Here is a 22603-nt window from a genome sequence, read left to right as displayed (position 1 = left end):
TTATTTTATTCTCTTTTCGTTCGTTTCCAACTGTCCAACTGGAGAAATCAGATGTCCAGAAAGCAAGAGCTCCTTTTTAAGAGCAAAGAATATCGCTGCAACGAATTTTATGATTTGATTGAGGAGGGGCTTGCGAGATATTATGGGTTCGATGGGGACTACTTTGATGATTATCATGAGCCTTTTGATGAGAGTGATTCATCTTGGCTTTATGATGATTCTGAATCTGATGGATTTGACGATGATATCCCTTGGACGGCACAGGATGCTCGTGATTTTGTCAGAGATTTTGAGCTGGCAGTAGACATGTTTGAGTTCGCCCTTACTGAGAAGCGCATGGAAAACATGGGAGGAATAAAACTTCCAGATGCTAGCGAGGACGATGATTTTTTCGCGCGGTTTAAACGCGCGGGATATGAATCGGCAGAGAGGCTAGGGATTTAAAGGAGGCTTGTATGGTTTGACAAATGCCGGATCGGGAACGAGACGGCATTTAATTTTTCCCCTTGGCAATTTCAAAAATGTATGAGATGATATATCGTCAGTCTTTGGAATTAAACTATTTTGAGTATGCAGGTTGATATCAAAAAATTGCCGAAGTCGGAGGTGGAAATCTCGGTTTCGCTCGCGTGGGATGAATGGAAGGGTGCTTTTGCGCATGCAACAGAGGAAGTGGCGAAGAGTGTGAAGGTGCAGGGTTTCCGTGCGGGGAAGGCGCCACGGAATTTGATAGAGCAGAAGGTGGGAAAGGGCGCAATACTTGCTGAGGCGACAGAACATGCACTTCACGATTCGTATGAAAAAGTTTTGGGGGAGCATCACATTGACGCGATTGGGCGACCAAAGGCGGAGATAAAGAAAAGCGATGAGGGTGGAGACTTTGAATATGTCATTACAACGGCAGTCATGCCGGAACTCTCGCTTTCTGATTGGGAAAAGGGCGTGAAGAAAGCAAATGCGGACGCAGAAAAGAAAGAAGTGACGATTGATGAGAAAGATATCGATAAGGAATTGCGGACGGTTGCCGAGAGTCGGGCAAAATTTGTGACAGTGAATCGCGAGGCGCGGTCGGGTGATGGCGTGGAGATCGACTTTCGCGTGCTCCAAGACGGCGTGCCGATAGAGAATGGCGTTTCGCGGGGGCATCATATGATTCTTGGGAAAGGAACGTTTATCCCAGGCTTTGAAGAGGCGATACTTGGCATGCATGCTCTCGAGGAGAAATCGTTTGATCTGACCTTTCCGGCGGAATATCACGCGGCGCATCTGGCAGGGAAACCAGCACGCTTTGAGGTGACGATGAAGGCAGTCGAGGAGCGTGAGATTCCTCCGGTTGATGATGCTTTTGCCGTGTCTCTTGGGAAGTTTGAAAATCTTGAGGCACTGAAAAAGAATATTCGAGAGGGTATGCTTGAGGAGAAACGATCTGCGCTTCGCGAAGAGCGTCGCGGCAACATTATTGAGGCACTTGTAGAGGCATCAAAAGCGGAAATTCCGGATATTTTGCTCGCGGAGGAGCGCGGGAAAATGCTTGCCGAATTTGAGGCCCAGCTCTCGCAGATGAACACGAGTCTTGATGATTTCTTGGTAAAGTCGAAGAAAACGCGTGAGGAGCTGGAGAAAGATTGGACTCCTCAGGCGAATCGTCGCGTGCTTTCGGCACTTGCGCTCGAGAAAATCGCTCTGGATCGTGAGCTTGAGCCGTCTGCTGCTGATATCGAAGCGGAGATGAATCGTGTGCTCCAGTATTATCGTTCGACAAAGCAGGCAGAAAAAGATATTGATCTCGAACGGCTTCATCAGTATTCCCACGGACGACTTCGCAATGAAAAAGTGCTGGAATTTTTGGAGGGACTGAAATGATTCCAAGTCTGCTCTTATCCCTGTGACTTTGAGAATTGCCGAGACTCCAAAAAGAAATGCTCCTCACGTACTTCACAAATGCTGAATTCATGTTCGAAGAATTTCTTTTTGGAGTCTCGGCGTAAACGATAGAAGGCTTTAGTATAACTTGGTCCAATACTTATGGAAGCTCAGTATCTTATTCCAACGGTGATAGAGAAGACGCACTTTGGTGAGCGGGCGTATGATATTTATTCGCGCTTGTTGAAAGACCGCATTATCTTTGTTGGAACGCGGATTGAGGATGGTATGGCGAACGCTATTATTGCACAGCTTCTTTTTCTTGAGTCGGAGAATGCGAAGGAGGATATCAAGATGTATATCAATTCGCCCGGAGGGTCGGTGACGTCTGCGCTTGCTATTTACGATACGATGCAGTATGTGAAGCCCGATGTGCAGACGATTTGTGTTGGTATGGCGGCAAGTGCAGCGGCGATACTGCTCGCCTCTGGGAAGACCGGGAAGCGTCTGATACTTCCTAATGCTGAAGTGATGATTCATCAGGTGCTCGGCGGCGCCGAGGGACAGGCGACGGATGTTGATATTCATGCTCGGCATATTCTTGCGACGCGTGACCGATTGAATGCGATTCTCGCGAAACACACGAAGCAAAAGATTTCAAAAATTGCCCTTGATACGGAACGAGATCGCTTCATGAGTGCCGACGAAGCCCTTACTTATGGGATTGTGGACAAAGTGCTTGACAGGAAATAATCTTGGAATGGACTGCACATAAAAACCGCTTTCTTTTTGAAAGGCGGTTTTTGTTATGTGAAACCCGAGTTCTTGCTTCTGCAAAGAAGACAGAGAGTGGGAGATGAATATATCTCTAGAGTTATCAACTCTCTTGTGTGTGGCTATTTCTTCTGGAAAAGGCGCAAGAGACTTTGGCTGTGAATTTCTTCAGGCTTCTCTATTTCCATGAGATCGAGGATGGTGGGGGCGATGTCTGAGAGGAGTCCCTCGATTTGCGTTTCTTCGCGTACCATTTCTTCAGCGCTTTTTTCTCGGTGATTGTTGGCGGTGATAAACCAGAGAGGGACGGGGTTTTTGGAATGCTCGGTGTCTTTTTCGCCGGTTTTGAGATTGCGGACCTCTTCGACATTGCCATGATCAGCGGTGATGAGGAGTGCGCCACCAGCCTGGAGGACGGCGGGAATGAGCAGAGAGAGGCATTTATCGGTTGATTCGACAGCCTCGATAGAAGCTTGTTCATTGCCGGTATGTCCTACCATGTCGGGACTTGCGTAGTTGAGGAGGATGAAGTCGTATTTTCCTGATCGCACAGCTTCGATAGTTTTGCTGGTTGTTTCAGCAGAGCTCATCTCGGGGATTTCGTCGAAGTGAGCCACTGAGGGGGATGGGACAAGCATACGTTCTTCCCCTGGCCAGGCTTTCTCAGTGCCTCCATTGAAGAAGTATGTGACATGGGCGTATTTCTCGGTTTCTGCGATGCGGAGTTGGATTTTGCCGTGCTTACTGAGTACCTCTCCGAGCGTATTGGTGACTTTCTCGGGTGCGAAGGCGACATGGACAGGGAGATTACGCTCATACTCGGTCATGGTAACAAAGTCGACGTCGAGTTTCTTTGGTCTTGGAAAGTTGTCGAAATCGGGTACTGAGAAAGCTTTGGTCATTTCTCGCGCGCGATCTTCGCGATAGTTGAAGAAGATAATCGAATCCCCGTCTTGTATGATGCCTACGGGCTTCCCATTTTGGGAGAGTGCAACTGGTTCGATGTACTCATCAGTGATGCCCTTTTGGTAGGATGCTTCTGTATAGGCAATGAAATCTTCGGTTGTGGGAGCACCTTCGGTGAAAACTCGGTATGCCCTCTCAACACGCTCCCAGTTGTTGTTGCGATCCATGCCCCAGTTCCTGCCACCGATACTCGCGAGTGTGCCGACACCAAGCATGGTGGTACGGGAGATGACTTCTTTGAGCGTGTGTACGCCGGATGTTGGCGGAGAGTCGCGTCCATCAGTGAATGCGTGAATGAAAACCTTGGTAAGACCGTTTTGCGCGGCCATTTGGAGGAGCATATAAAGGTGGTCTTTGTTCGAATGGACGGAACCTTCGCCGACAAGTCCCATGATGTGCAGTGCGCCGCCATTTTCCTTGACGCGCGACATAGCACTTACAAATGCTTCATTTTTGAAAAACGAACCATCCTGTACAGCGAGAGATATTCGAGGGAGATTTTGATAGATAACGCGCCCGGAGCCGATAGTCATGTGTCCAACCTCGCTGTTTCCGGGAGTATTCCAAGGGAGTCCCACGGCAATGCCCGATGCCTGGAGTGCGGTCATGGGGTAGTATTTGTTGAGTTTGTCGATGGTGGGCAGTGTTGCTTCGCGAATTGGATTTCCTTGCGTGCTGCTGCTGAGTCCCCATCCGTCGAGGACGACGAGTACAAGCGGTCGATACATAGAATACGATGTAAATTTGGAAATTTCTGACAGGAGACTTTCGCGATGTTTGCGAGTTCTTTCTTTGCTTGGATTTGTTGATTTTATGTTTTGCAATCGCAAGTGTCTCCATCATCTTATCATTTTGGCGCTTCTTTGACAAAAGACTGGTCTCGTTTTATGATGGGGCGTAGCCTGTATTTAACTCGTTTAGTCTTCCGTTTCCAACAAGTCTTCTTTGTCTATGATACTTTTTGATTTTCTTTGTTTGTGTTCTCGAAATTTTGTGTAGAAAGTCGCGTGTAGAACAGGTATTTTCTGAGAGCACGCTCTTCATCAGTATTTTAGTCTTTGTGTCTTGTTGCGGACGGACGATAATCATATGTCCTCCGATCTTACGTTAGTGCTCTTGACCATGCTCACGCTTTCTGCGGGCTCGGTTTTGGGCTATCTTGCTCGACAGAGTATCGCAAAGCGCCAGCTCTCGACTGCAGAAGGAAAAGCCGAACAAATGACTGCTGACGCTTCAAAACGAGCAGAAGATATTTTGCTTGAAGCAAAGAAGAAATCAGTGCAGATTCTTGAGGAAACGAAGCAAAAAGAAAAGGAGCGGGAAGATCAGATCCTTCGTCTGGAGCGCCGCATCGAGTCGAGAGAAGAAGCGCTCGACGCTCGAAATGCTGAACTGGATCGTTCTCGGAAAGTTATCGAAAAAAAAGCAGAGGAAGTTCAAGCAATTCGTACGGAAACAGAGAAGGCTCGTGAAGAAGAGATGCTTCGCCTTCAAAAAATAGCTGGATTGAGCAAAGAAGAAGCGAAGGATATTCTTTTCCAACTCATGGAAGAGGAGAATCAAGACGTCATTGTGAAGCGCATGTCGAAGCTTCAAAAAGAGGGTGAGGAAGAAATGGAGCGAAAGGCGATGTCTGTTATGGCGCAGGTGATTCAGCGCTATTCCCGTTCACATGTATCGGAATTTACGACGACAACAGTGCAACTTCCTTCGGATGACGTGAAGGGGAAGATTATTGGAAAAGAAGGACGGAATATTCGGACACTCGAGAAGTTGACCGGCGTAGAGCTTATCGTTGACGATACACCAGAGACTGTGTTGATTTCGGGATTTGACCCGGTGCGACGTGAAACGGCGAAGATTGCTCTCGAAAAACTTATTGCCGATGGACGGATTCATCCGGCGCGTATTGAAGAAGTAGTAGAAGAAGCGAAGAAACAGGTAGATGAAAATATTCGCGAGGCAGGGGAGACAGCTGCCTATGATGCGGGTGTCCCCGGGCTTCACCCAAAGCTTCTCTATATTCTCGGGCGACTTCGTTTTCGTTATAGCTATAAGCAGAATGTGCTGACGCATTCGCTCGAGGTGTCGGCTATTGCGGGCGCACTTGCGTCTGAGCTTGGTGGCAATGTAGCGGTCGCGAAGAAGGCAGGACTTCTCCATGATATTGGCAAGGCAGTTGATCATGAGATTGAGGGTACGCATGTGAAGATTGGCATTCGGATTCTTGAGAAATTTGGTGTGGCGAAGGAAGTGGCAGAGGCAATGCGCTGCCATCATGACGAATTTCCTCACTCATCGCTTGAGTCGTATATTGTGACCGCGGCTGATGCTATCTCGGCGGCGCGTCCGGGTGCTCGGAAAGAGACGGCGGAGAAATACATCAAACGACTCGAAGAGCTTGAAGCGCTTATCAATACGTTTGATGAAGTCGAGCGTTCCTATGCGCTCTCGGCAGGGCGAGAAGTTCGTATTTTTGTTAGTCCGGAGAAGACGAATGATCTCGGCGCTATGAAGCTTGCCAAAGATATTTCAAAGCGTATTGAAGAGGAATTAAAATATCCGGGCGAGATCCGTGTTATCGTGTTTCGTGAAATGCGCGCGGTGGAATATGCGCGGTAAAGTGAGTCGTATTTTTTGAGCGCATTTGCTTTCTTTTTGGGGAGAGGCTAAAATGATGGGGCATAAAACGAAACCCTGGGCGGAAAGAGGACGAAAGAACTTTTTCTGTTTACGGACAATCTAGAAAGGTAGGTGGAGACTATGGCAAAGAACATTAACAAGGACATGCTGACGCATGCGATTGTCGAGAAGACAGATCTCTCAAAGAGAGATGTTAGCGCGGTAATTGAGGCGTTTGTGGATGTGGTGACGGCGGAATTGCGTGCTGGCAACAAGGTGACGGTGACTGGCTTTGGAACGTTCCGTGTTTCAAATCGTGCTGCTCGCGTGGGTATCAACCCGCAGACCAAGGCGAAGATTAATATCCCAGCAATGACCGTTCCTAAATTTACAGCTGGAAAGACGTTGAAAGATTCTGTAAAGTAGACAAAACAAAAGATAGAAGCATACAATCCCCCGGGAGGGGGATTTGTGCTTTTTCGAACTCACTGGTACTCTAGGGAAGTCATGGGTCAAGCCTGATGAGGAATGTTTCTTAGGATTCTGTTAAGATATACTTGTTTTTTCTGAAAAACAGTGCGCAAGGTGCACATTTTGACGCTTTTTTAAAAAAAGGCTCTTAGTCTGTGTGCAATTGCAAGAGGGATGATTGAGTATTCGGGCCGTCGTATACCGGTAGTACGCGTGCTTTGGGAGCATGTAGACTGGGTTCGATTCCCAGCGGCCCGACAAGGTGGAGAAGTGTTATTTGCTTGTCTTTACGAGTATGAAAACGTTCTCAACAAGAGTTCTGGAAATTTCTGAGGTAGCAGAGAATACTCTTGCGGTGAAGCTCGAGAAACCAGTAGATTTTTCTTTTGTAGCGGGACAATATAGTGTGCTCGCCGTTCCGAAGCTTGTTGAAGACGACTCCCGAGGAGTGAATCGCTGTATGTCAATTGCGTCGGCGCCCTATGAGGATCATTTACTTTTTGCGATGCGAATCTCGGAAAGTGGCTACAAGAAAACAATCGCAGCGCTTTCGCCAGGAGATGAGATGCTGGTTGGCGCACCGATTGGACAATTTACTCTCCTCTCGGGTGATCAGCGACCAATCGTGTTTCTTGTTGGCGGTATTGGGATTACGCCTGCTCGGAGTATTTTGCGACAGGCAAATCATGATAGCAATACACGAGAGTTCTTTCTTTTCTATTCGAATTATCGACCGGAAGATACACCATTTCTCGACGAGCTGAAAACGTTTCCAAATATTTCGTATCACCCGATATTTACTATGACGGAAACGGATCGATCGGTGTGCGTGTGGGATGCTGATCGCGGATTTATTTGTGATGAGATGATTGCGAAGCATCTTCCAAATGTGAAAGCACCAATTTACTATCTTGTGGGCACCCCGAGCTTTACAAAGGCGATGGAGGTGCTTCTTGCAGGGTATGGTATCGAGAAAGATGCTATTAAGCAGGATCCGTTTGTAGGACTGTAGTTTCTTGCGGGAGAGCTTTACAAAAATGCTTTCCGGACGGTATACTGGCGACATTGCTGTGGTCAGCGAGAGTAGTACAGTGGTAGTACGCTAGCCTTCCAAGCTAGATATGCGGGTTCGATTCCCGTCTCTCGCTCTTGGATATTTCAAAAGTCGAGGAGGATCTCGTTTTTTCTTGTGGACAGCGTGTGTCAAAAACAAAACATTCTCCATCAATGTCATTTTTTCAGCGCTCGGATTGGAGTCATATTTTTCTGGCAGGGTTTCTTTTTGTGGCACTTGGCGTGACGGTGTTTGTTTCGTCGTTTGGGAAATATGCAGCAGATGAGATTTCTGAGATGCGATTACCAAAGAGTTTCTTTGAACTCAAGTTGCAGGCGCTTGTCTTTGGACATCCGATGAGGAAGATGGTTCCAGCGCTCTTGGAGCAGGATCGCGATGTGGCGGTTTTCCTTGTTGCTATCGCCAAGAAGGAGAGCAATTGGGGATCGGTGGCGCCACAGAAGGACGGGCGTGATTGCTATAACTATTGGGGATATCGTGGTCCAGAAAACACGACAGCCTCTGGCTACAGTTGTTTTGCCTCACCTCAAGAAGCAGTTGTTGTTGTCGGGGCGAGATTGCGGACACTCATGATTGATCAGGGGCTTGATACGCCTCGAAAGCTGGTTGTGTGGAAACGAGGCTTCTTGGACGCGCCACTTGATTTATCGGAAGAGAAATGGGTTTCTGATGTTGCCTACTATGTGGGTAAGTTCTCGAAATAAAGAAGAGATTTGGTTTTGACGTGTATAAATTCTGCTCTTGCCGACAAAAATCTTTCCTTTGGAGAGGTTTTTTTGCTATAGTGAAGGCATATGAATCAGATACCTCGCTTTTCCGACGATCATCGGGAACCAAAAATTCGGGAGATTGACATGGTGACGCGGGAAATTCACAGCTGGTGGGGGCGCACCTATATTTCCATGAAGCGGACTCGCGTGAAGACGTGGAAGGGGGCGCTACTTCTTGCGTTTATTGCTGGTACGGTTATTAGTCTCGTGTGGATTGTTTCGCTTGACATCGAGACTGAGTCAAATGCAAGCATTGATCGTCCGGCAGATTTGCTTGAGGTTATGAAACGACGAGGATGTGTGGCAGATGGACTTCTCTCTGGATATGGCGGTGACACACGGGCGTCGGTCGACCTTATTAATCGCTCCGAATGTTTGTACTTGCACCGCGCGCTTGAATCGTGGCTTAACCCGCCTGATTTTGAGCTTGCCCGTCGGACACAACAGCTCATTACGAAGCCGGATGTAGTGTACGGAATGTTCATCTCAGAAGCGCTCAATACGAAAGCAGAATACTATTCTTCTGTTGAGAATCGTGTTTTGAAGTTTTCAGATATGTGCCAAGAGAAGAGTGAGGGGTTTTGGGGGGATAATACCTGCAAGGCGTCTTTTGCGAGTGATGACTATCGTGCGTATGTGCGAGATATTACGCGGAAGGCTATGGATATCGGGATTCGGAGTTTCCTTTTTGGTCAGATTGCTTTTCAAGATGCTGATCGAAGTGGCGCGTCGGGTATTCTCGAAGAAATGCGTCAATATGCTCGTTCGAAACGGATGAAAATCGCTATTGGAGCGCAGACGAATACGATTACGAGTAAGAAATATCTCGACCTTTTCGATTATATCGAGGGCGGTGTTGGTGTCACTAAGGACGGAGATGTCGAAGAGAAGCCTTGCGCTTCGCGATATGAATCGCAAGGTTGGTGTTGGGCGCTTTTGTGGAATAGTCGCTATCTCTCTCATGCTAATATGGTGCTTCTCCATTTGGATTGGAGTGGAATTGCCGGTGATGACATGAGTGTGTTTGCTGGCATGAATCGGGATGATCGAGCAAAGACGTTGAAGAAACTTTCTGAGAAATTTAACGATCCTAAAGAAAAAACCGGTTTCCTTTTTCCATTCCTCGCGACACTGTATGACAAGAACGGTGGTTGTTATGGTGCCAAGAAGAGTTTTTATTCCCCAGACAATCGATATTCGTGCAAGGATGAGGACACGATGAATGAACTTCTTCGGTCGATTCCAATTGAGGGTATCGACGTCGAGAAAGCGATATCGATTCAAGAGCCTGTGCGAATGAAGGGCATTTCTATTTCGGAAGGGGGGAAGAAAGAAGAACAGGATGATGCGGAGTTTGATGATCAAGATGTTCCAGATACCATGGTTGCTGGGCAAAAATACACAGTGTCAGTATCTCTGAAAAATGCTGGAACAACGACGTGGTCGGATGAATCCGGATACCGGCTCGGGTCGCAAAATCCGCAGGACAATGCGACGTGGGGTGGGAGAGTCTTCATTTTTCCGGGGAAGACCGTGGAACCGAAGAAGAAGATTACGTTTGGTTTCACAGTGACGGCACCAGAGAAGCCGGGAACCTATGATTTCCAGTGGCGTATGCTCCGCGAGGGACAGGCATGGTTTGGCGAGAAATCGAAAAATAAGACAATCGTAGTGACACCGCCAGTCGCGGCTTCGTTTGATGCATCGCTGTCTTCTCAATCGACACCGTAGACCATATTTTTTGGACGTGTATATTTCACTACAAAAAATCTCCTCTTTCGGGGAGATTTTTTGCAAGGGGAAAGTTCGGAGACGGTCGGCTATATTTTATATGAGGCCGACTTGTCCGAAGAAGGTGAGGACGACCAGTGGCATAAGGGCGAGGAGAAATGCGAGAGCAATTTCTTCTTTCCCTTCTTGTCCCTGTGGTGCAGATGTCTCATCTGTCGGGTCTTCACAATTGCAACCACCTTCATGGGTGCATGCGGTTCCCGATTCACCTTCCTGCATTTCTTCATCCATACGACATACGCTTAACGAATTAAGAAGGAAGACAAAAAAACGGGCGTGGTCTTTCGACCTCACCCGTTTCTACCTTCCAACAAGTCCAGTATACCTTAAAAAAACTTCTGTGTCAATATTCACACAAGTTTCGGAAATCCGTATACTGAAGTATTCGCATCGAAGGTGTTTTTTCCTGAAATGATCGTGTATGAAAGAATGGCTGCGGAAGACTGTCTCCGCTTTTTTTTCGCTTCTTCGAGAAATTCTCTATCTTGTGTTTCTCGTGGGCGTCGGAGGAATACTGGGACTTTCTGCTATTTACTTTTCCGATTCGACAGATGTGTCGCAATTGCTCGATCGCCCCCTTGCGGAGACGTCGGTTATTCTCGATAGGACGGGAACGGTGCCGCTCTATGAATTGCACGGTGAGGAAAATCGGACTGTTGTAGGACACGAAGCTATTCCTGATATCGTTCGTTTTGCGACAGTTGCCGCTGAGGACAGATCGTTCTACTGGAATTTCGGCGTCGATCCGTTTTCTATTCTTCGCGCCCTTCGTGCCAATATCAAATCGGGACATATCGAGCAGGGCGCCTCAACGATTACGCAACAGCTTGCACGAATTGTTTTTCTTTCGCGCGAGAAAACAGTGATACGAAAAATCCGAGAAGCGGTACTTGCTTTCAAAATAGAACGGACATTTACCAAAGATCAGATACTTGATCTCTATCTCAATACCGTTCCTTATGGTTCGAATGCCTATGGTATAGAGCGGGCAGCGGAATCGTTCTTTGGAAAACCGGCGAAGGACTTGACGCTCGACGAGGCGACATTTCTCGCAGCGCTCCCTCGGGCGACAACGCATTACTCGCCATATGGATTGCATCGCGATGAACTTCGTAGCCGACAAGAATCGATACTCAGGTATATGGAATCGGATGGATTTGTGAGTGCCTATGATGCTCAGCGAGCGCGCGATACGAATACGTTTGCCAAACTTCGTCCGATTGATGCGCCGATTCGCGCGCCCCACTTCGTGTTTGCTGTTATTGATGCGCTCGAGAAGCAGTACGGGCGAGAGTTTCTCGAGACAAGAGGGCTTCGGATTCGGACGACGCTGGATCTTAGTATGCAGGATGAAGCGGAACAGGCGATCACTACTGGTGTCCGGCGTAACGCTGTTTATAATGCTGAGAATGCGGCACTTGTTGCGATTGATGTGCCGACTGGAGATGTCGTTTCGATGGTGGGGAGTCGCAATTATTTCGATACCGACATTGATGGTGCGGTCAATGTGACGATGCGACCGCGCCAGCCGGGGTCAGCGTTCAAGCCGTTTGCGTATGCGCGTGCATTTGAAGAAGGATATCAACCGGAGACACTTGTGTATGATGTGCCGACAAATTTTGGACCGGATGGGTCCGGGCGAGATTATGTGCCGAAGGATTATGATGGGAAATATCGCGGTGCGCTACCAATGAAAGAATCGCTTCCGCAGTCGCTCAATATTCCAGCTGTTCAGACGCTCGCCGTTGCTGGGGTCTCGGATGTGATTGGACTCGCTCGACGGCTGGGTATCTCAACACTTGACGATGGACGTCCATATGGATTGGCATTGGTTTTGGGTGGAGCAGAAGTATTGCCCATAGATATGGCGAGTGCATTCGCAACGTTTGCTTCGGAGGGAATGCATCGTGAATATCGGCTCATACTTTCTGTAGACAGTCTGGACGGATCAATTCATGATGAATTTCCAGTGAAAGAGTCACGCGCTTTGAATCCGGAGATCGCCAGGCGCATCAACACGATTCTCTCTGATAATACGCTTCGCGCGCCTATTTTTGGCTCGCACAGCCCCCTTGCTTTCCCAAAGGGTATGGTTGCAGCGAAGACGGGGACGACACAGGATTTTCACGATGCCTGGACCGTTGGCTATACGCCCTCGCTCTCGGTTGCTGTGTGGGCAGGGAATAATGACAATACACCCCTGCGATATGGCGCTGATGGTGTTTTTGCTGCGGCACCACTTTGGCGGGATTTCCTCGATAGAGTGATTGATCGCTTCCCGAAAGCGTCATTTGCATCGTATGATTCCGTTCCGACGGATATTCATGCGCTTGCTGGGCGTTTTGGAAAGAGTCTCGCAAACGATCAGGGTGTTGACGCAAAAAAACATGACACAAAAAAGACGACAAAGAAAAAGAAAAAGTAAGACGAGTTTTTCTTAGAGCCTGTTAAAAATGTACCAAAAAGGCGTACTTCTCGCACTGTTTTTCAGAAAAACAGACTTTCTTAGTAGGCTTTTAGAGCTTTTCATTTGATTCTGATATACTGCGCGTATGGATATTACCTCACTTATTCTCATTGTACTCGGACTCTTTTTGTTTGAGGTGGTGTCGAGTATCGACAATGCCATTATCAATGCCCAGGTTTTGGGAACGATGGGAGAGAAGTCGAAGCGCTGGTTTTTGACATGGGGATTGTTTTTTGCCGTGTTTGTTGTTCGCGGGCTTTTGCCTTGGGCGATTATTTGGGCAGCTGCACCAGGGCTTGGACCGGTAGACGCTTTTCTTTCAACATTCTCCGGTGATGAAGTTGTTCAGACAGCTATCGAGTCTGCGGCACCGATACTCCTCATGGGTGGCGGTGTTTTCTTGGTCTTCCTTTTCTTCCATTGGCTCTTTATGGAGGAGAAACAGTTTGGGCTTATTGGAGAGAAATTTTTCTATTCGCAGGGAGTGTGGTTCTATGCAACCGTATCGATACTGCTCGCGACTATTGTGTGGTTTGCACTTCGGCAAGATCCGATCGTTGCTTTCGGTGCTGTCGTTGGTTCAACCGTATTCTTTATTACGCATGGATTTAAGCAACAGGCGGAGCAAAGCGAACAACGGATGTTGAGCTCAAAGGGAGGACTCTCGGACATTAGCAAGCTCCTCTATCTCGAGGCAATCGATATGACATTCTCGATCGACGGCGTCTTGGGAGCTTTTGCTTTTACTTTTTCTGTTCCACTCATTCTCATTGGGAATAGCTTGGGCGCGCTGGCTGTCCGACAGTTTACAATGGGCAATATAGAACGCATCAAACGCTACGCCTATCTCAAGAATGGTGCGATGTATTCCGTGCTCTCACTTGGCACGATTATGCTCCTCGAAGCCTTTGGCGCGCATGTACCACCCTATGTTGCGCCGGTTATCACCTTTGTTGTTGTTAGCTATTTTTTCTTGAAATCGAGACGAGAAATGGTGCCAGTGAAAGTGTAGAACGGGGATATTTCTGAAACAAAAAAACACCAAGTTTACTGGTGTTTTTTCGTATAGAATCTTTTGAATGACACTATGCTTCTTTCGCTTTTTCTCGCAAATTTCGGGCTTCTTCTTCAAGGATTCTTGCTATTTCATCGGTGTCATCAGCATCTGATGCGGAGCCTCTTATTTCTGCAAGGCGTTTTTTTAGTTCTTCAATTTGTTTTTTTTGCTCCTGTCTTCTTAAATTTTCTACTTCAGGAGTTGTCCCATCGTCCCCTCTTTGCAGGACTGATGATTCGTATTTCTCGTATCCCATAGAATTATTATTTTGTAGCCGGTTTATTTCTTTTACAAGGTCGACCATTCCTTGTGTTTTTTATTGTACAACATTGTTCTTGTTTGTCAGTAGCATTTTCATCGGAGTGTTTCTATTTCATCTGCTCTCGTTCCGCTGTGAGACGGTTGAGAATTTCCTTCATCGGAAGCGCACCGAGTTTGCCAGTGTCGCGGGATTCGATAGTGGCAGTTTTGGTTTCGACTTCCTGGTCGCCGACGACGAGTACATAGGGCGTCTTTTTGACTTTGGTTTCTCGGATGCGCTTGCCAAGGCTTTCATTGGAAAGTATCTCGACGCGGAAATCTTCATGGAGCAGTGTATTGGCGAGCTCTCTCGCATACGCTTCGTGTGCCTCTCCGATAGGGAGTATGGCAACTTGTACCGGAGCGATCCAGAGTGGGAAGGCACCGGAATAGTGTTCGATCATGATGCCCATGAAACGTTCGAGTGATCCAGAAATTGCACGGTGGATAACGACAGGACGTTCCTTTTCACCTTTTTCATTTATAAATGCGAGGTCAAATCGCTCAGGGAGATTGAAGTCGCACTGGATGGTGGCGAGTTGCCATTCGCGGTCGAGCGCATCTTTGAACATGAAATCGAGCTTGGGTCCGTAGAATGCTGCCTCTCCCTCGACGCGTACGTAGGGAAGGTCATTTTCTTTGGCAGATGTTTCGAGCGCGCTTTCGGCGGCAGTCCAAACCTCATCGGAGCCGAGGTATTTTCCATCGATTCCTCGGACGGAGAGTCGTACCCAGTAGCCATCTATCATGTTGAAGGTCGTGTAGAATTTCTTGATGACGGAAACGATGACGGAAACTTCTTCGCCTATTTGTGAAGTTCGACAAAAGAGGTGTCCGTCATCTTGTGTGATGGATCGAACACGGGTGAGTCCGGCAAGTTGACCGGATTTCTCGTCACGATAGACGGTGGCTGGTTCGAAATAGCGAACGGGCATGTCGCGATAGCTCCAGTCATTGTCCGCAAAAATCTGCATGTGATGGGGGCAGTTCATTGGCTTGAGGAAGAATTTTTCTTCTTTTCCTTGAACACGGAAAAGATCATCGCCAAATTTTTCTGCGTGCCCGGATGTTTTGTAGAGGGTTTCTTTGGCAATGTGCGGTGTCCATACGCGAGAATAGCCTTTGGTTTTGTGAAGATTCCAGAGGTAATTTTCGATTTCTTGGCGTATTACCATGCCATTTGGCTGAAGGAGCGGGAGACCTGGTCCAACTTGGTCGGAGAGAGTGAAGAGTTTGAGTTCTTTGCCAAGCTTGCGATGGTCGCGTTTCTTGGCTTCTTCTTGTTGCCATTCGTATTTTTCGAGCGCTTCTTTGTTTTCGAAGGCAATGCCGGTGATGCGTGTGAGTTGCGGGCGCGACTCGTCGCTTTTCCAATAGGCGCCGGCAATGCGTATGAGTTTGAAGGCATCGGCTTTTATTTCACCGGTGTTTGTGACGTGCGGACCTTCGCAGAGATCGGTAAAGTCGGCTGTCTTGTACACGGAAATAATTTCACCCCTTTGTGCTATTTCTTCGATAAGTTCGAGTTTGTACGACTGGCCTTTGAAAAGTTGTCGTGCTTTTTCGGTGGAAATTTCTTCGCGGGCGAAATCGAGTTTTTTGTTGATAAGCTTTCGCATGACTTTCTCGAGTGATTTGAAGTCGTTTTCGGAAAATATTTTCCCTTCGGAGAACTCAAAATCATAGAAGAAGCCGGTCTCAGTTGCGGGACCGGTTCCAAGCTTTGCCTCTGTGTCGAGCTCAAGGATACCCATTGCAAGGAGATGGGCGAGCGAGTGGCGGATAGTTTCGAGTGGTGGTATATTCATAAATATCTGTCAATGCGGGGTTATACCCTTCATTCTCGCATATATTTGAGTGAAAAAAAAGCCCTGAATTTTTCAGGTGCTTTTTTGCTTGTATTTTTAGGTAGAATGTATTTCCAATGGTATTATTGTTTCTTTTCCTCGATTTCTTGTATTTCGAGAACGAGATCTTTCTTGAGGTCGTAGTGAGCGACGAATTCGCCTTTGGATGTTTTGAGATTGACGGTGACGGGGATGGTACCGATACCTGACTGTTTCTGGATGAGGAGGCGGTAGTTATCTTCTTGTATGGTTGCGGGGAGTTCGTAGGAGATGCCAGTGGGGAGTGTTTGCCCGATGAGCGCGTCTACTTTGTATCCGAAGACGGTTTTTTTGAATGTTGTATCGTCTTGGGCGCCGACGCCACCGGTTTTCTGTCGGCTGTTTTCGATATAGGTCGAGCCGAGTGGAGCATAGACACGCGTATAGGTGTGGTAGTCGCTGGTGCGCCAGTCGCCGTGTGTTGCCGTGTGTGTGTAGGTGTAGAGGAGGGTTGCTTTGGGACGTTCACCCACAGTGAAGTCAACGGAGTATTCGAGGGATCGTTTCATGTAGGCATCGCTCTTGAGAGCGCCCATATTGGCATCGACCACCATGAGTGAATCACTGCCCCAGTCTTTAGTGACGGATCCATCCCAGTGGACGCTCTCGACAAGTGATTGAAGTGTCGTGTCGTGGAAGAAAATCATGATGTCTTTATTGCGAAGTTCTTCTTGGGCGAGTGTCGCGATTTTGGGAATATTATCGACGGTAGCGAGGCGACTCATGATTTCTGTGGCGATTTTCTTCATGATAGTTTTGCGGCCTTCTTTGGCGGTTGCGGAGACATTGTCGCCGAGATAATTTTTCTCAACGGCTTCTTCGAGCTGAAGCGCGCCACCATTTGACGAATAGGTTCCGGGATAGCCGGGAATCGATATGGGTCCGGTCAAGTTCAGAACATGATCAAAGACGACAGCATCGACGGCGATAACGGCATCAAACTTTTCTCGACCGCCACCCAGACGGTAGAAGTATTCTGCCTTCTGTGCGTTGGTAGGGAAGTCTGGGGAAAAGTTCGAATCGCGAAGCATCCACTTGCGAATCTGCATATAACGCGTGAGCGGCCAAGGGGGCGTCACGGCGATGCCGGCATTTTTTATGCGCTGATCGAGGAGGTTGGCGTCTTCGACAAAGGTAGAGACGAGTTCGCCGTTTTTAATTTTGACAATGGCATATTGTCCGAGGAATCCGCCGCCAGGGCGAAGCTCAAAGTTATTTTGGAGGAGTATGAAGAAGCTGCGCGTCTGGTTGTCGTGCGCGGTGAGGGTTTGGACCAGCTGGTTAGCGACAGACACTTCCTTTTTTGTGTCGGCTTCGAGCGGAAGGAGCTTGGATACTTTTTCAAAGACATCGAGAGTATGGAGTGCGATTTCAGTTTTGTGTGACGAGCTGTAGAGGAAAACAAAAAATCCCCCTCCGAGGAGCGCGATTGCGACGAGTATTCCAATAATTCGCTTTTTGTTAAGCCACGAGGGCAGGGGAATTGAAGAAAGATTCATAGGAATTTTTTAGGGTGATGCCTCTGCATATTATCATGAAGAGAGTGTGGAGGAAAACCCATTCCTCTTGAAAGGGCTGATAAGTGATGATACAGTGTTGGGAGTGACCATGAGAAAGAAGCGAGTGTAGTATAGTGGCAGTACATAACCTTCCCAAGGTTGGGGCACGGGTCCGATTCCCGTCACTCGCTCATGAAAGTGTGATACAATGACAGCATGAAGGAAATTTTCATGGCATTGTTGGTGTTTGCGGTTGTCGGAGGCGGTGTCGCTTTCGGGGTTCGATATCGCGAACAAGTGAATGAAGCGGCGGATACACGCCCGTCGATTGCTGATTTTTCATCAGTAAATATTCCAGGAGGAGAGACTGATGCAATGGCTTCGAGTGATGCGCTTGGTAGTGCATCGCCTAGTGATGTGACAAGTGAGGACGTGACACTTGCAAGACCGGATGCGCCAGAGAGTATTACAATGAAGGTGCTCAATGGAGGTGCGGCGGGCGGGAGTGCGGGCAAGATGACGACGTATCTCAAAGCAAATGGGTACACGAAGGCGGAGGCGGGAAATGCAAATGGATCGAATATTGGCATCGTTATTTATTATTCTTCCGAAATGGAGGATGAATCAAAAGCGCTTCAGCTACTTCTTCTCAAAGAATACAAAGGCGTTGTCTCGAAACCTGTCGAAGACGCAAAAATTCCCGAAGCAAAAACAGCGCCGATCGTGGTAGTGTTGGGGGCGTAGTGTGGTTGAGTGTAGTTCCAAATGTTCGGAGAAGATTCTGCTGGTGATGGAGTTCCGGTTTGTGCCGGAATTTTTTTGGTTTCTTGGGCGCACTTGCTTTGTTGGTATGAAAGGCGATAGGCTGGAAGTATATGAATACCGAAGTCGAAGATATTAAAGCGAGGCTCTCTGTGCGGGAGGTAATCGGGGGGTATGTGCCGCTCACGAAAGCCGGCGTGAGCTGGAAGGGGCTTTGTCCTTTCCACAATGAGAAAAGTCCTTCCTTCGTGGTGAACGAGGAGCGGGCGAGTTGGCATTGCTTTGGATGCAGCAAGGGTGGCGATATCTTCTCTTTCGTCATGGAAATGGATGGGCTGTCGTTTCCCGAGGCGCTCTCGCTTCTTGCAGAGCGAGCAGGCGTTGTTTTGGAACGGCGTGGGAGAAGATTTGATTATCAACAATCGGATAAGAGAGTCTCTCATGGGGAGATGGGGGCAAGTGATGAGAGACATAATGAGGGTGTCGCCAAGGAAGCCATATTGAAGATACTCGATCTTTCATCGAAGTTTTTTGAAAAGCAATTGTGGGATGGCGCAGGGAAAAAGGCGGCGCTTCCATACCTGCGCGATCGAGGACTGTCTGATGAATCCATACGAGCATTTCGGTTGGGATTTGCCCTTCCCGGATGGCGGACGCTGTCAGATTTCCTCATAAGCAAAGGCTATTCGGCTTCCGAAATGGAAGCAGCGGGAATGGTTATTCGGAAGCAATCACACGTTGAAAATAAAAATCAGGAGTCTTTAGGTGCGCAGGGAGTTTCTACGGATTTTGTTCGCAGTGACGATGTTTTGGAGTTTGCTGGTGACCGGATTCCCACTTCTGCGGGAATGACGGAAAGAGGGTACTATGATCGGTTTCGTGATCGGATTACGTTTCCGATTCTCGACACACTTGGTCGTGTCGTTGGATTCTCAGCACGGGTCGCGCCTGGTGGAGATGAATCACAAGCGAAGTATATCAATACGCCAGAGACGATGGTGTATCACAAATCGCGAGCGCTCTACGGAATATTTCAGGCGAAGCAGTCTCTTCGAGAAAAAAACTCCGCACTTCTTGTGGAGGGGAATATGGATGTGATCGCGATGCATCAGGCAGGGTGTACCAATACCATGGCGGTATCTGGGACAGCGCTTACAGAAGAGCAACTCCGGATAATCAAGCGCTACACTGATACACTTCGACTCTTCTTTGATATGGACTCGGCAGGGCAGAAGGCGGCACGGAAGAGTGCTGAGATGGCGCTTGCGCTGGGGTTCTCGGTCGCGATTGTTTCGATTTCTTCAGGGAAGGATGCGGCGGAAATGGCAAAGGAGAATGTTGATGCTTTGCTTGAGGCGGTGTCGAAACCGAAGCCGGCGCCGGAATATTTTCTCGAGACACTCCTCTCGACTCATGATGTGAAATCCGCGGAGGGGAAGCGGCGTATTGCTGAAGATTTCCTCGCACTTGTCCAGCTTATTCCGCAGCGTATAGAAGAGATGCACTGGGTGCATATACTTGCCAATCGAATCGGTGTCGCCGAGAAAACGCTCCTTGCATTTCTCAAGACGCTGAAGCCTTCTGTTGCACCTTTGGTTTCGCGAGACGCTGGAAATCCCGAATCTTCTGTGGCAAGCGCTTCTTTTGAAACACATTCGGAAAGGTTGGGGCGAGATATTGCAGCGCTTCTCTTGGCATGTCCGAAACTCCTACCGCTCCCGCTCGAAGGGGTGGCGGAACGGGTATTTTCGTTTGTTGCGAAGATGCCGCTTCTCGCGTTTCTCGCTGGCGAAACGGCGGGGGAGTTTTCATTTGCGAAGATTCCCGAAGAATTCAAAAAAGAAGCGGCGGAACTCGCTTTCCTTGGTGAGAAAATGCTCCGACTCCCCGAACAGGCTGAGGAAGCAGATATCGAAAAAGCGCGCGTGTTCTTTGATACCACCTGGAAACACCTCATTGAAACGCTCCGCAAGGAAGAAATGGAATCTCTCGAACGCGCCATGCGCGCCGCGCACGAACGGGGAGACACAGCAGAAGAACGCCGATTGGTTGGAGAGTTGGTGCGGGTTGGGGGAGAGAAGTAGAGTTGCCTTTTTTCTCTTTTTCTGTCATCCTGAAGAACGCTCTCGAGCGTTTTTCTTTCGTTCAACTTTTTTCGTATGGCGGACAATATTGTTCTTCGGTTTGAGAGTGTTTCATTTGAGTATAGTCACAAGAAGCCCGTACTTGATGAGGTGAGCTTTTCGGTGCGAGCGGGATTCAAAGCAGCGCTCATGGGGCAAAACGGCGCTGGGAAAAGCTCGCTCTTCAAACTTATTATGGGTGAACTCGTGCCGACTGGCGGGCGGATTTCGATTGAACCTGGAGCGAGTGTGGCAATTGCGCGGCAGGTGGTGTCGCGTGAGGAGCTCGAGCTTACCGTAGAGGAATTTTTCGCGAAGTGTTTCAGTGAAAAGAAATGGAATCTGCCAGCTTTGGTTCAGAAGGTGCTCGAGGTGGTGCATCTCTCGACCCCACCGCTTACCAAGAAGATCCGGGAATTTTCCGGTGGGCAACAGGCTCGGCTTTTGCTTGCGTCGGCGCTTATTCAGAATCCCGATATTCTCCTGCTCGATGAACCGACCAACAATCTTGATCCTTCCGGTATCGAGCATCTCACAAAATTTCTCGTCGAGTATCAGAAGACCTGCCTTGTCATCTCGCATGATGCAGACTTCTTGAATGCGTTTACGAATGGCGTGCTCTACCTCGATATCTTTACGCAAAAAGTAGAGCAATATGCGGGCGACTACTACGATGTGGTTGAAGAGATTGCTCGTCGCATCGAGAAAGCTGAGCGCGAAAACGCGCGTCGCGAACATACAATTAGTGAAAAGCGCGCGCAGGCGAATGTATTCGCACACAAAGGTGGGAAGCTTCGCAGTGTTGCGAAGCGTATGCGGACACTTGCCGATGATTTGGAAGAAAATAAAGCCGATATTCGTCGCGAAGATAAAACGCTTCCGACATTTGATATTCCATCTTCGGATATGACCGGTCCGATTGTTGAAATCAAATCAGCGTCGGTTGTCCGCGATGGCGAGTCGACACTTCGCCCGGTTAATGTGACACTCAAGCGCAAGACGCACCTTCTCGTCTCGGGTCCCAATGGTATCGGCAAGAGCACGTTTCTCGAAGCGCTTGCCTCTGGTGATGAGCGTATTGCAATGATTACGCCTAGCGCGAAAGTCGGCTATTATCGGCAGGATTTTTCGACGCTTGATTTCGGTCAGACGGTTGCAGAATCGCTCCGCGCGTCTATGAAGGGTGGTGGCATGGAGGATGTTTATCGGACAGCGACGAAGTTTCTCGTGCCGGCAGCTCTCATTCAGAACAAAATCGAGAGTCTCTCCGAGGGGCAGAAGGGACTTCTTATGTTCGCAAAACTTTTCCTCGAAGAGCCTGATCTTCTTATCCTTGACGAGCCGACCAATCACATAAACTTCCGTCATTTGCCAGTTATTGCGGAAGCGCTCGATCGATACGCTGGCGCGATGATTCTTGTGAGTCACGACTACAATTTCGTTGCACAGATTCGTATCGATGAAATGATTGATTTGGAATCACTGTGATTCTCTTATTTTTTTTGGAATATTCTCGACAAAATAGGGCGTGAGTATTTCCGGGATAGCTCCTTTTTGAGTGGGCTATCCCTTTTTGTTGTTTTTTAAATAAAAGAATGTTCTACACCTCTCTCGTTCTGGTGTTGCAAACTTTTTTGACACGATGCGTATTGTATTGGGTATGGAGGCTTTGTTGTATTTGCCAGCATTAAATTTATTTTTTATGGAAAAGAAACCTATTCTTCTTGGGGTTGCTGCAGTAATCGCTCTTGGCGCGGGGTTTTTTGGTGGGGTGGCGTATGAGAAACAATCGGTTGCGGCATCTTTATCGGGGCAGAGCACTTCAATGCGTAATGGCGCTGGTGATCGGGTATCTGGATTTGGCGGTACGGGCGCGCGGACAGGTGGCACGCGCGGTGTGGGTGCTCCAGGAGGCGACTTTGCGACCGGAGAAATCCTTTCCCATGATGATAAAAGTATTACCATACGAACTCCCGATGGTGGATCGAGGATTGTATATTTTTCAGACACTACTTTAATTTCGAAATCAGCTCCAACGGCATCGACCGACCTCTCAGTCGGGGAGCGTGTCCGCGTGAATGGGAAGAGTAGTCCTGATGGAACGGTTGCCGCGGAAAATATCGACATCCTTCCTCAAGGCGCTGCTCCAGATCGTCCCGCTACTAATTGATATTCTT

19 protein-coding genes and 3 tRNA genes are annotated in these 22603 nt (G+C 48.3%); 17 read left to right on the top strand and 5 right to left on the bottom strand.

The window, feature by feature from the left end:
* Positions 1-51 precede the first annotated feature (51 nt).
* From IPJ67_04300 to IPJ67_04290, 3 genes are all read left to right on the top strand, one after another.
* The gene (locus tag IPJ67_04300) at positions 52-444 is read left to right on the top strand and encodes a hypothetical protein (protein ID QQR77332.1); all 393 of its coding nucleotides are present in this window, start codon (positions 52-54) and stop codon (positions 442-444) included.
* A 126-nt stretch (positions 445-570) separates the two neighbouring features.
* Positions 571-1863 (top strand): trigger factor, encoded by a 1293-nt coding sequence (gene tig / locus IPJ67_04295; protein QQR77331.1) that lies wholly within the window; start codon positions 571-573, stop codon positions 1861-1863.
* A 162-nt stretch (positions 1864-2025) separates the two neighbouring features.
* Positions 2026-2616: an ATP-dependent Clp protease proteolytic subunit gene (locus tag IPJ67_04290; GenBank protein ID QQR77330.1), complete on the top strand. Its 591-nt coding sequence runs from the start codon at positions 2026-2028 to the stop codon at positions 2614-2616.
* A 143-nt stretch (positions 2617-2759) separates the two neighbouring features.
* On the opposite strand, the gene IPJ67_04285 is transcribed toward IPJ67_04290, so the two are convergent.
* The gene (locus IPJ67_04285; GenBank protein QQR77329.1) at positions 2760-4331 is read right to left on the bottom strand and encodes a 2,3-bisphosphoglycerate-independent phosphoglycerate mutase; all 1572 of its coding nucleotides are present in this window, start codon (positions 4329-4331) and stop codon (positions 2760-2762) included.
* Between the two features lie 361 nt (positions 4332-4692).
* Between IPJ67_04285 and rny the strand changes: the two genes are divergently transcribed.
* The 7 genes from rny to IPJ67_04250 all read left to right on the top strand — a co-directional run bounded on the left by rny (position 4693) and on the right by IPJ67_04250 (position 10272).
* Positions 4693-6225 carry a ribonuclease Y gene (gene rny / locus IPJ67_04280; GenBank protein ID QQR77328.1) on the top strand — a complete coding sequence of 511 codons (1533 nt, stop codon included), beginning with the start codon at positions 4693-4695 and terminating at the stop codon, positions 6223-6225.
* Positions 6226-6378: 153 nt separating this feature from the next.
* A complete protein-coding gene (locus tag IPJ67_04275; protein QQR78039.1) occupies positions 6379-6651 on the top strand; it encodes an HU family DNA-binding protein in 273 nt (90 codons plus the stop codon).
* 232 nt (positions 6652-6883) lie between these two features.
* A tRNA-Pro gene (locus tag IPJ67_04270) sits at positions 6884-6954 on the top strand.
* Positions 6955-6991: 37 nt separating this feature from the next.
* Positions 6992-7708, top strand: a complete 717-nt coding sequence (locus IPJ67_04265; GenBank protein ID QQR77327.1) for an FAD-dependent oxidoreductase — start codon at positions 6992-6994, stop codon at positions 7706-7708.
* Positions 7709-7773: 65 nt separating this feature from the next.
* Positions 7774-7844 (top strand) — tRNA-Gly (locus IPJ67_04260).
* Positions 7845-7896: 52 nt separating this feature from the next.
* On the top strand, positions 7897-8475 hold the full coding sequence (locus IPJ67_04255; GenBank protein QQR77326.1) for a glucosaminidase domain-containing protein: 579 nt from the start codon (positions 7897-7899) through the stop codon (positions 8473-8475).
* Positions 8476-8565: 90 nt separating this feature from the next.
* Positions 8566-10272 carry a hypothetical protein gene (locus tag IPJ67_04250; protein ID QQR77325.1) on the top strand — a complete coding sequence of 569 codons (1707 nt, stop codon included), beginning with the start codon at positions 8566-8568 and terminating at the stop codon, positions 10270-10272.
* 96 nt (positions 10273-10368) lie between these two features.
* On the opposite strand, the gene IPJ67_04245 is transcribed toward IPJ67_04250, so the two are convergent.
* Positions 10369-10563 carry a hypothetical protein gene (locus tag IPJ67_04245; GenBank protein ID QQR77324.1) on the bottom strand — a complete coding sequence of 65 codons (195 nt, stop codon included), beginning with the start codon at positions 10561-10563 and terminating at the stop codon, positions 10369-10371.
* A 190-nt stretch (positions 10564-10753) separates the two neighbouring features.
* Here IPJ67_04245 and IPJ67_04240 point away from each other — a divergent pair, with 190 nt between their 5' ends.
* Positions 10754-12757: a transglycosylase domain-containing protein gene (locus IPJ67_04240; GenBank protein ID QQR77323.1), complete on the top strand. Its 2004-nt coding sequence runs from the start codon at positions 10754-10756 to the stop codon at positions 12755-12757.
* Positions 12758-12884: 127 nt separating this feature from the next.
* On the top strand, positions 12885-13811 hold the full coding sequence (locus IPJ67_04235; GenBank protein QQR77322.1) for a DUF475 domain-containing protein: 927 nt from the start codon (positions 12885-12887) through the stop codon (positions 13809-13811).
* Between the two features lie 73 nt (positions 13812-13884).
* Here IPJ67_04235 and IPJ67_04230 read toward each other — a convergent pair whose 3' ends face one another.
* From IPJ67_04230 to IPJ67_04220, 3 genes are all read right to left on the bottom strand, one after another.
* Positions 13885-14160, bottom strand: a complete 276-nt coding sequence (locus IPJ67_04230) for a hypothetical protein (protein ID QQR77321.1) — start codon at positions 14158-14160, stop codon at positions 13885-13887.
* 64 nt (positions 14161-14224) lie between these two features.
* The gene (locus tag IPJ67_04225; protein ID QQR77320.1) at positions 14225-15964 is read right to left on the bottom strand and encodes a threonine--tRNA ligase; all 1740 of its coding nucleotides are present in this window, start codon (positions 15962-15964) and stop codon (positions 14225-14227) included.
* A 122-nt stretch (positions 15965-16086) separates the two neighbouring features.
* A complete protein-coding gene (locus IPJ67_04220; GenBank protein ID QQR77319.1) occupies positions 16087-17541 on the bottom strand; it encodes a DUF4012 domain-containing protein in 1455 nt (484 codons plus the stop codon).
* A gap of 120 nt (positions 17542-17661) precedes the next feature.
* Here IPJ67_04220 and IPJ67_04215 point away from each other — a divergent pair.
* The 5 genes from IPJ67_04215 (at position 17662) to IPJ67_04195 (ending at position 22596) form a co-directional block, all read left to right on the top strand.
* Positions 17662-17732 (top strand) — tRNA-Gly (locus IPJ67_04215).
* Positions 17733-17757: 25 nt separating this feature from the next.
* Positions 17758-18285, top strand: a complete 528-nt coding sequence (locus IPJ67_04210; protein QQR77318.1) for a LytR C-terminal domain-containing protein — start codon at positions 17758-17760, stop codon at positions 18283-18285.
* 131 nt (positions 18286-18416) lie between these two features.
* Positions 18417-20387, top strand: coding sequence for a toprim domain-containing protein (locus tag IPJ67_04205; GenBank protein ID QQR77317.1), 1971 nt, complete (start codon positions 18417-18419; stop codon positions 20385-20387).
* Positions 20388-20462: 75 nt separating this feature from the next.
* A complete protein-coding gene (locus IPJ67_04200; GenBank protein QQR77316.1) occupies positions 20463-21914 on the top strand; it encodes an ABC-F family ATP-binding cassette domain-containing protein in 1452 nt (483 codons plus the stop codon).
* A gap of 214 nt (positions 21915-22128) precedes the next feature.
* A complete protein-coding gene (locus IPJ67_04195; protein ID QQR77315.1) occupies positions 22129-22596 on the top strand; it encodes a hypothetical protein in 468 nt (155 codons plus the stop codon).
* Positions 22597-22603 lie beyond the last annotated feature (7 nt).

This window comes from Candidatus Moraniibacteriota bacterium, assembly GCA_016699385.1.
GTDB lineage: Bacteria > Patescibacteriota > Minisyncoccia > Moranbacterales > UBA1568.
This window is presented reverse-complemented; position numbering and strand designations above follow the sequence as displayed.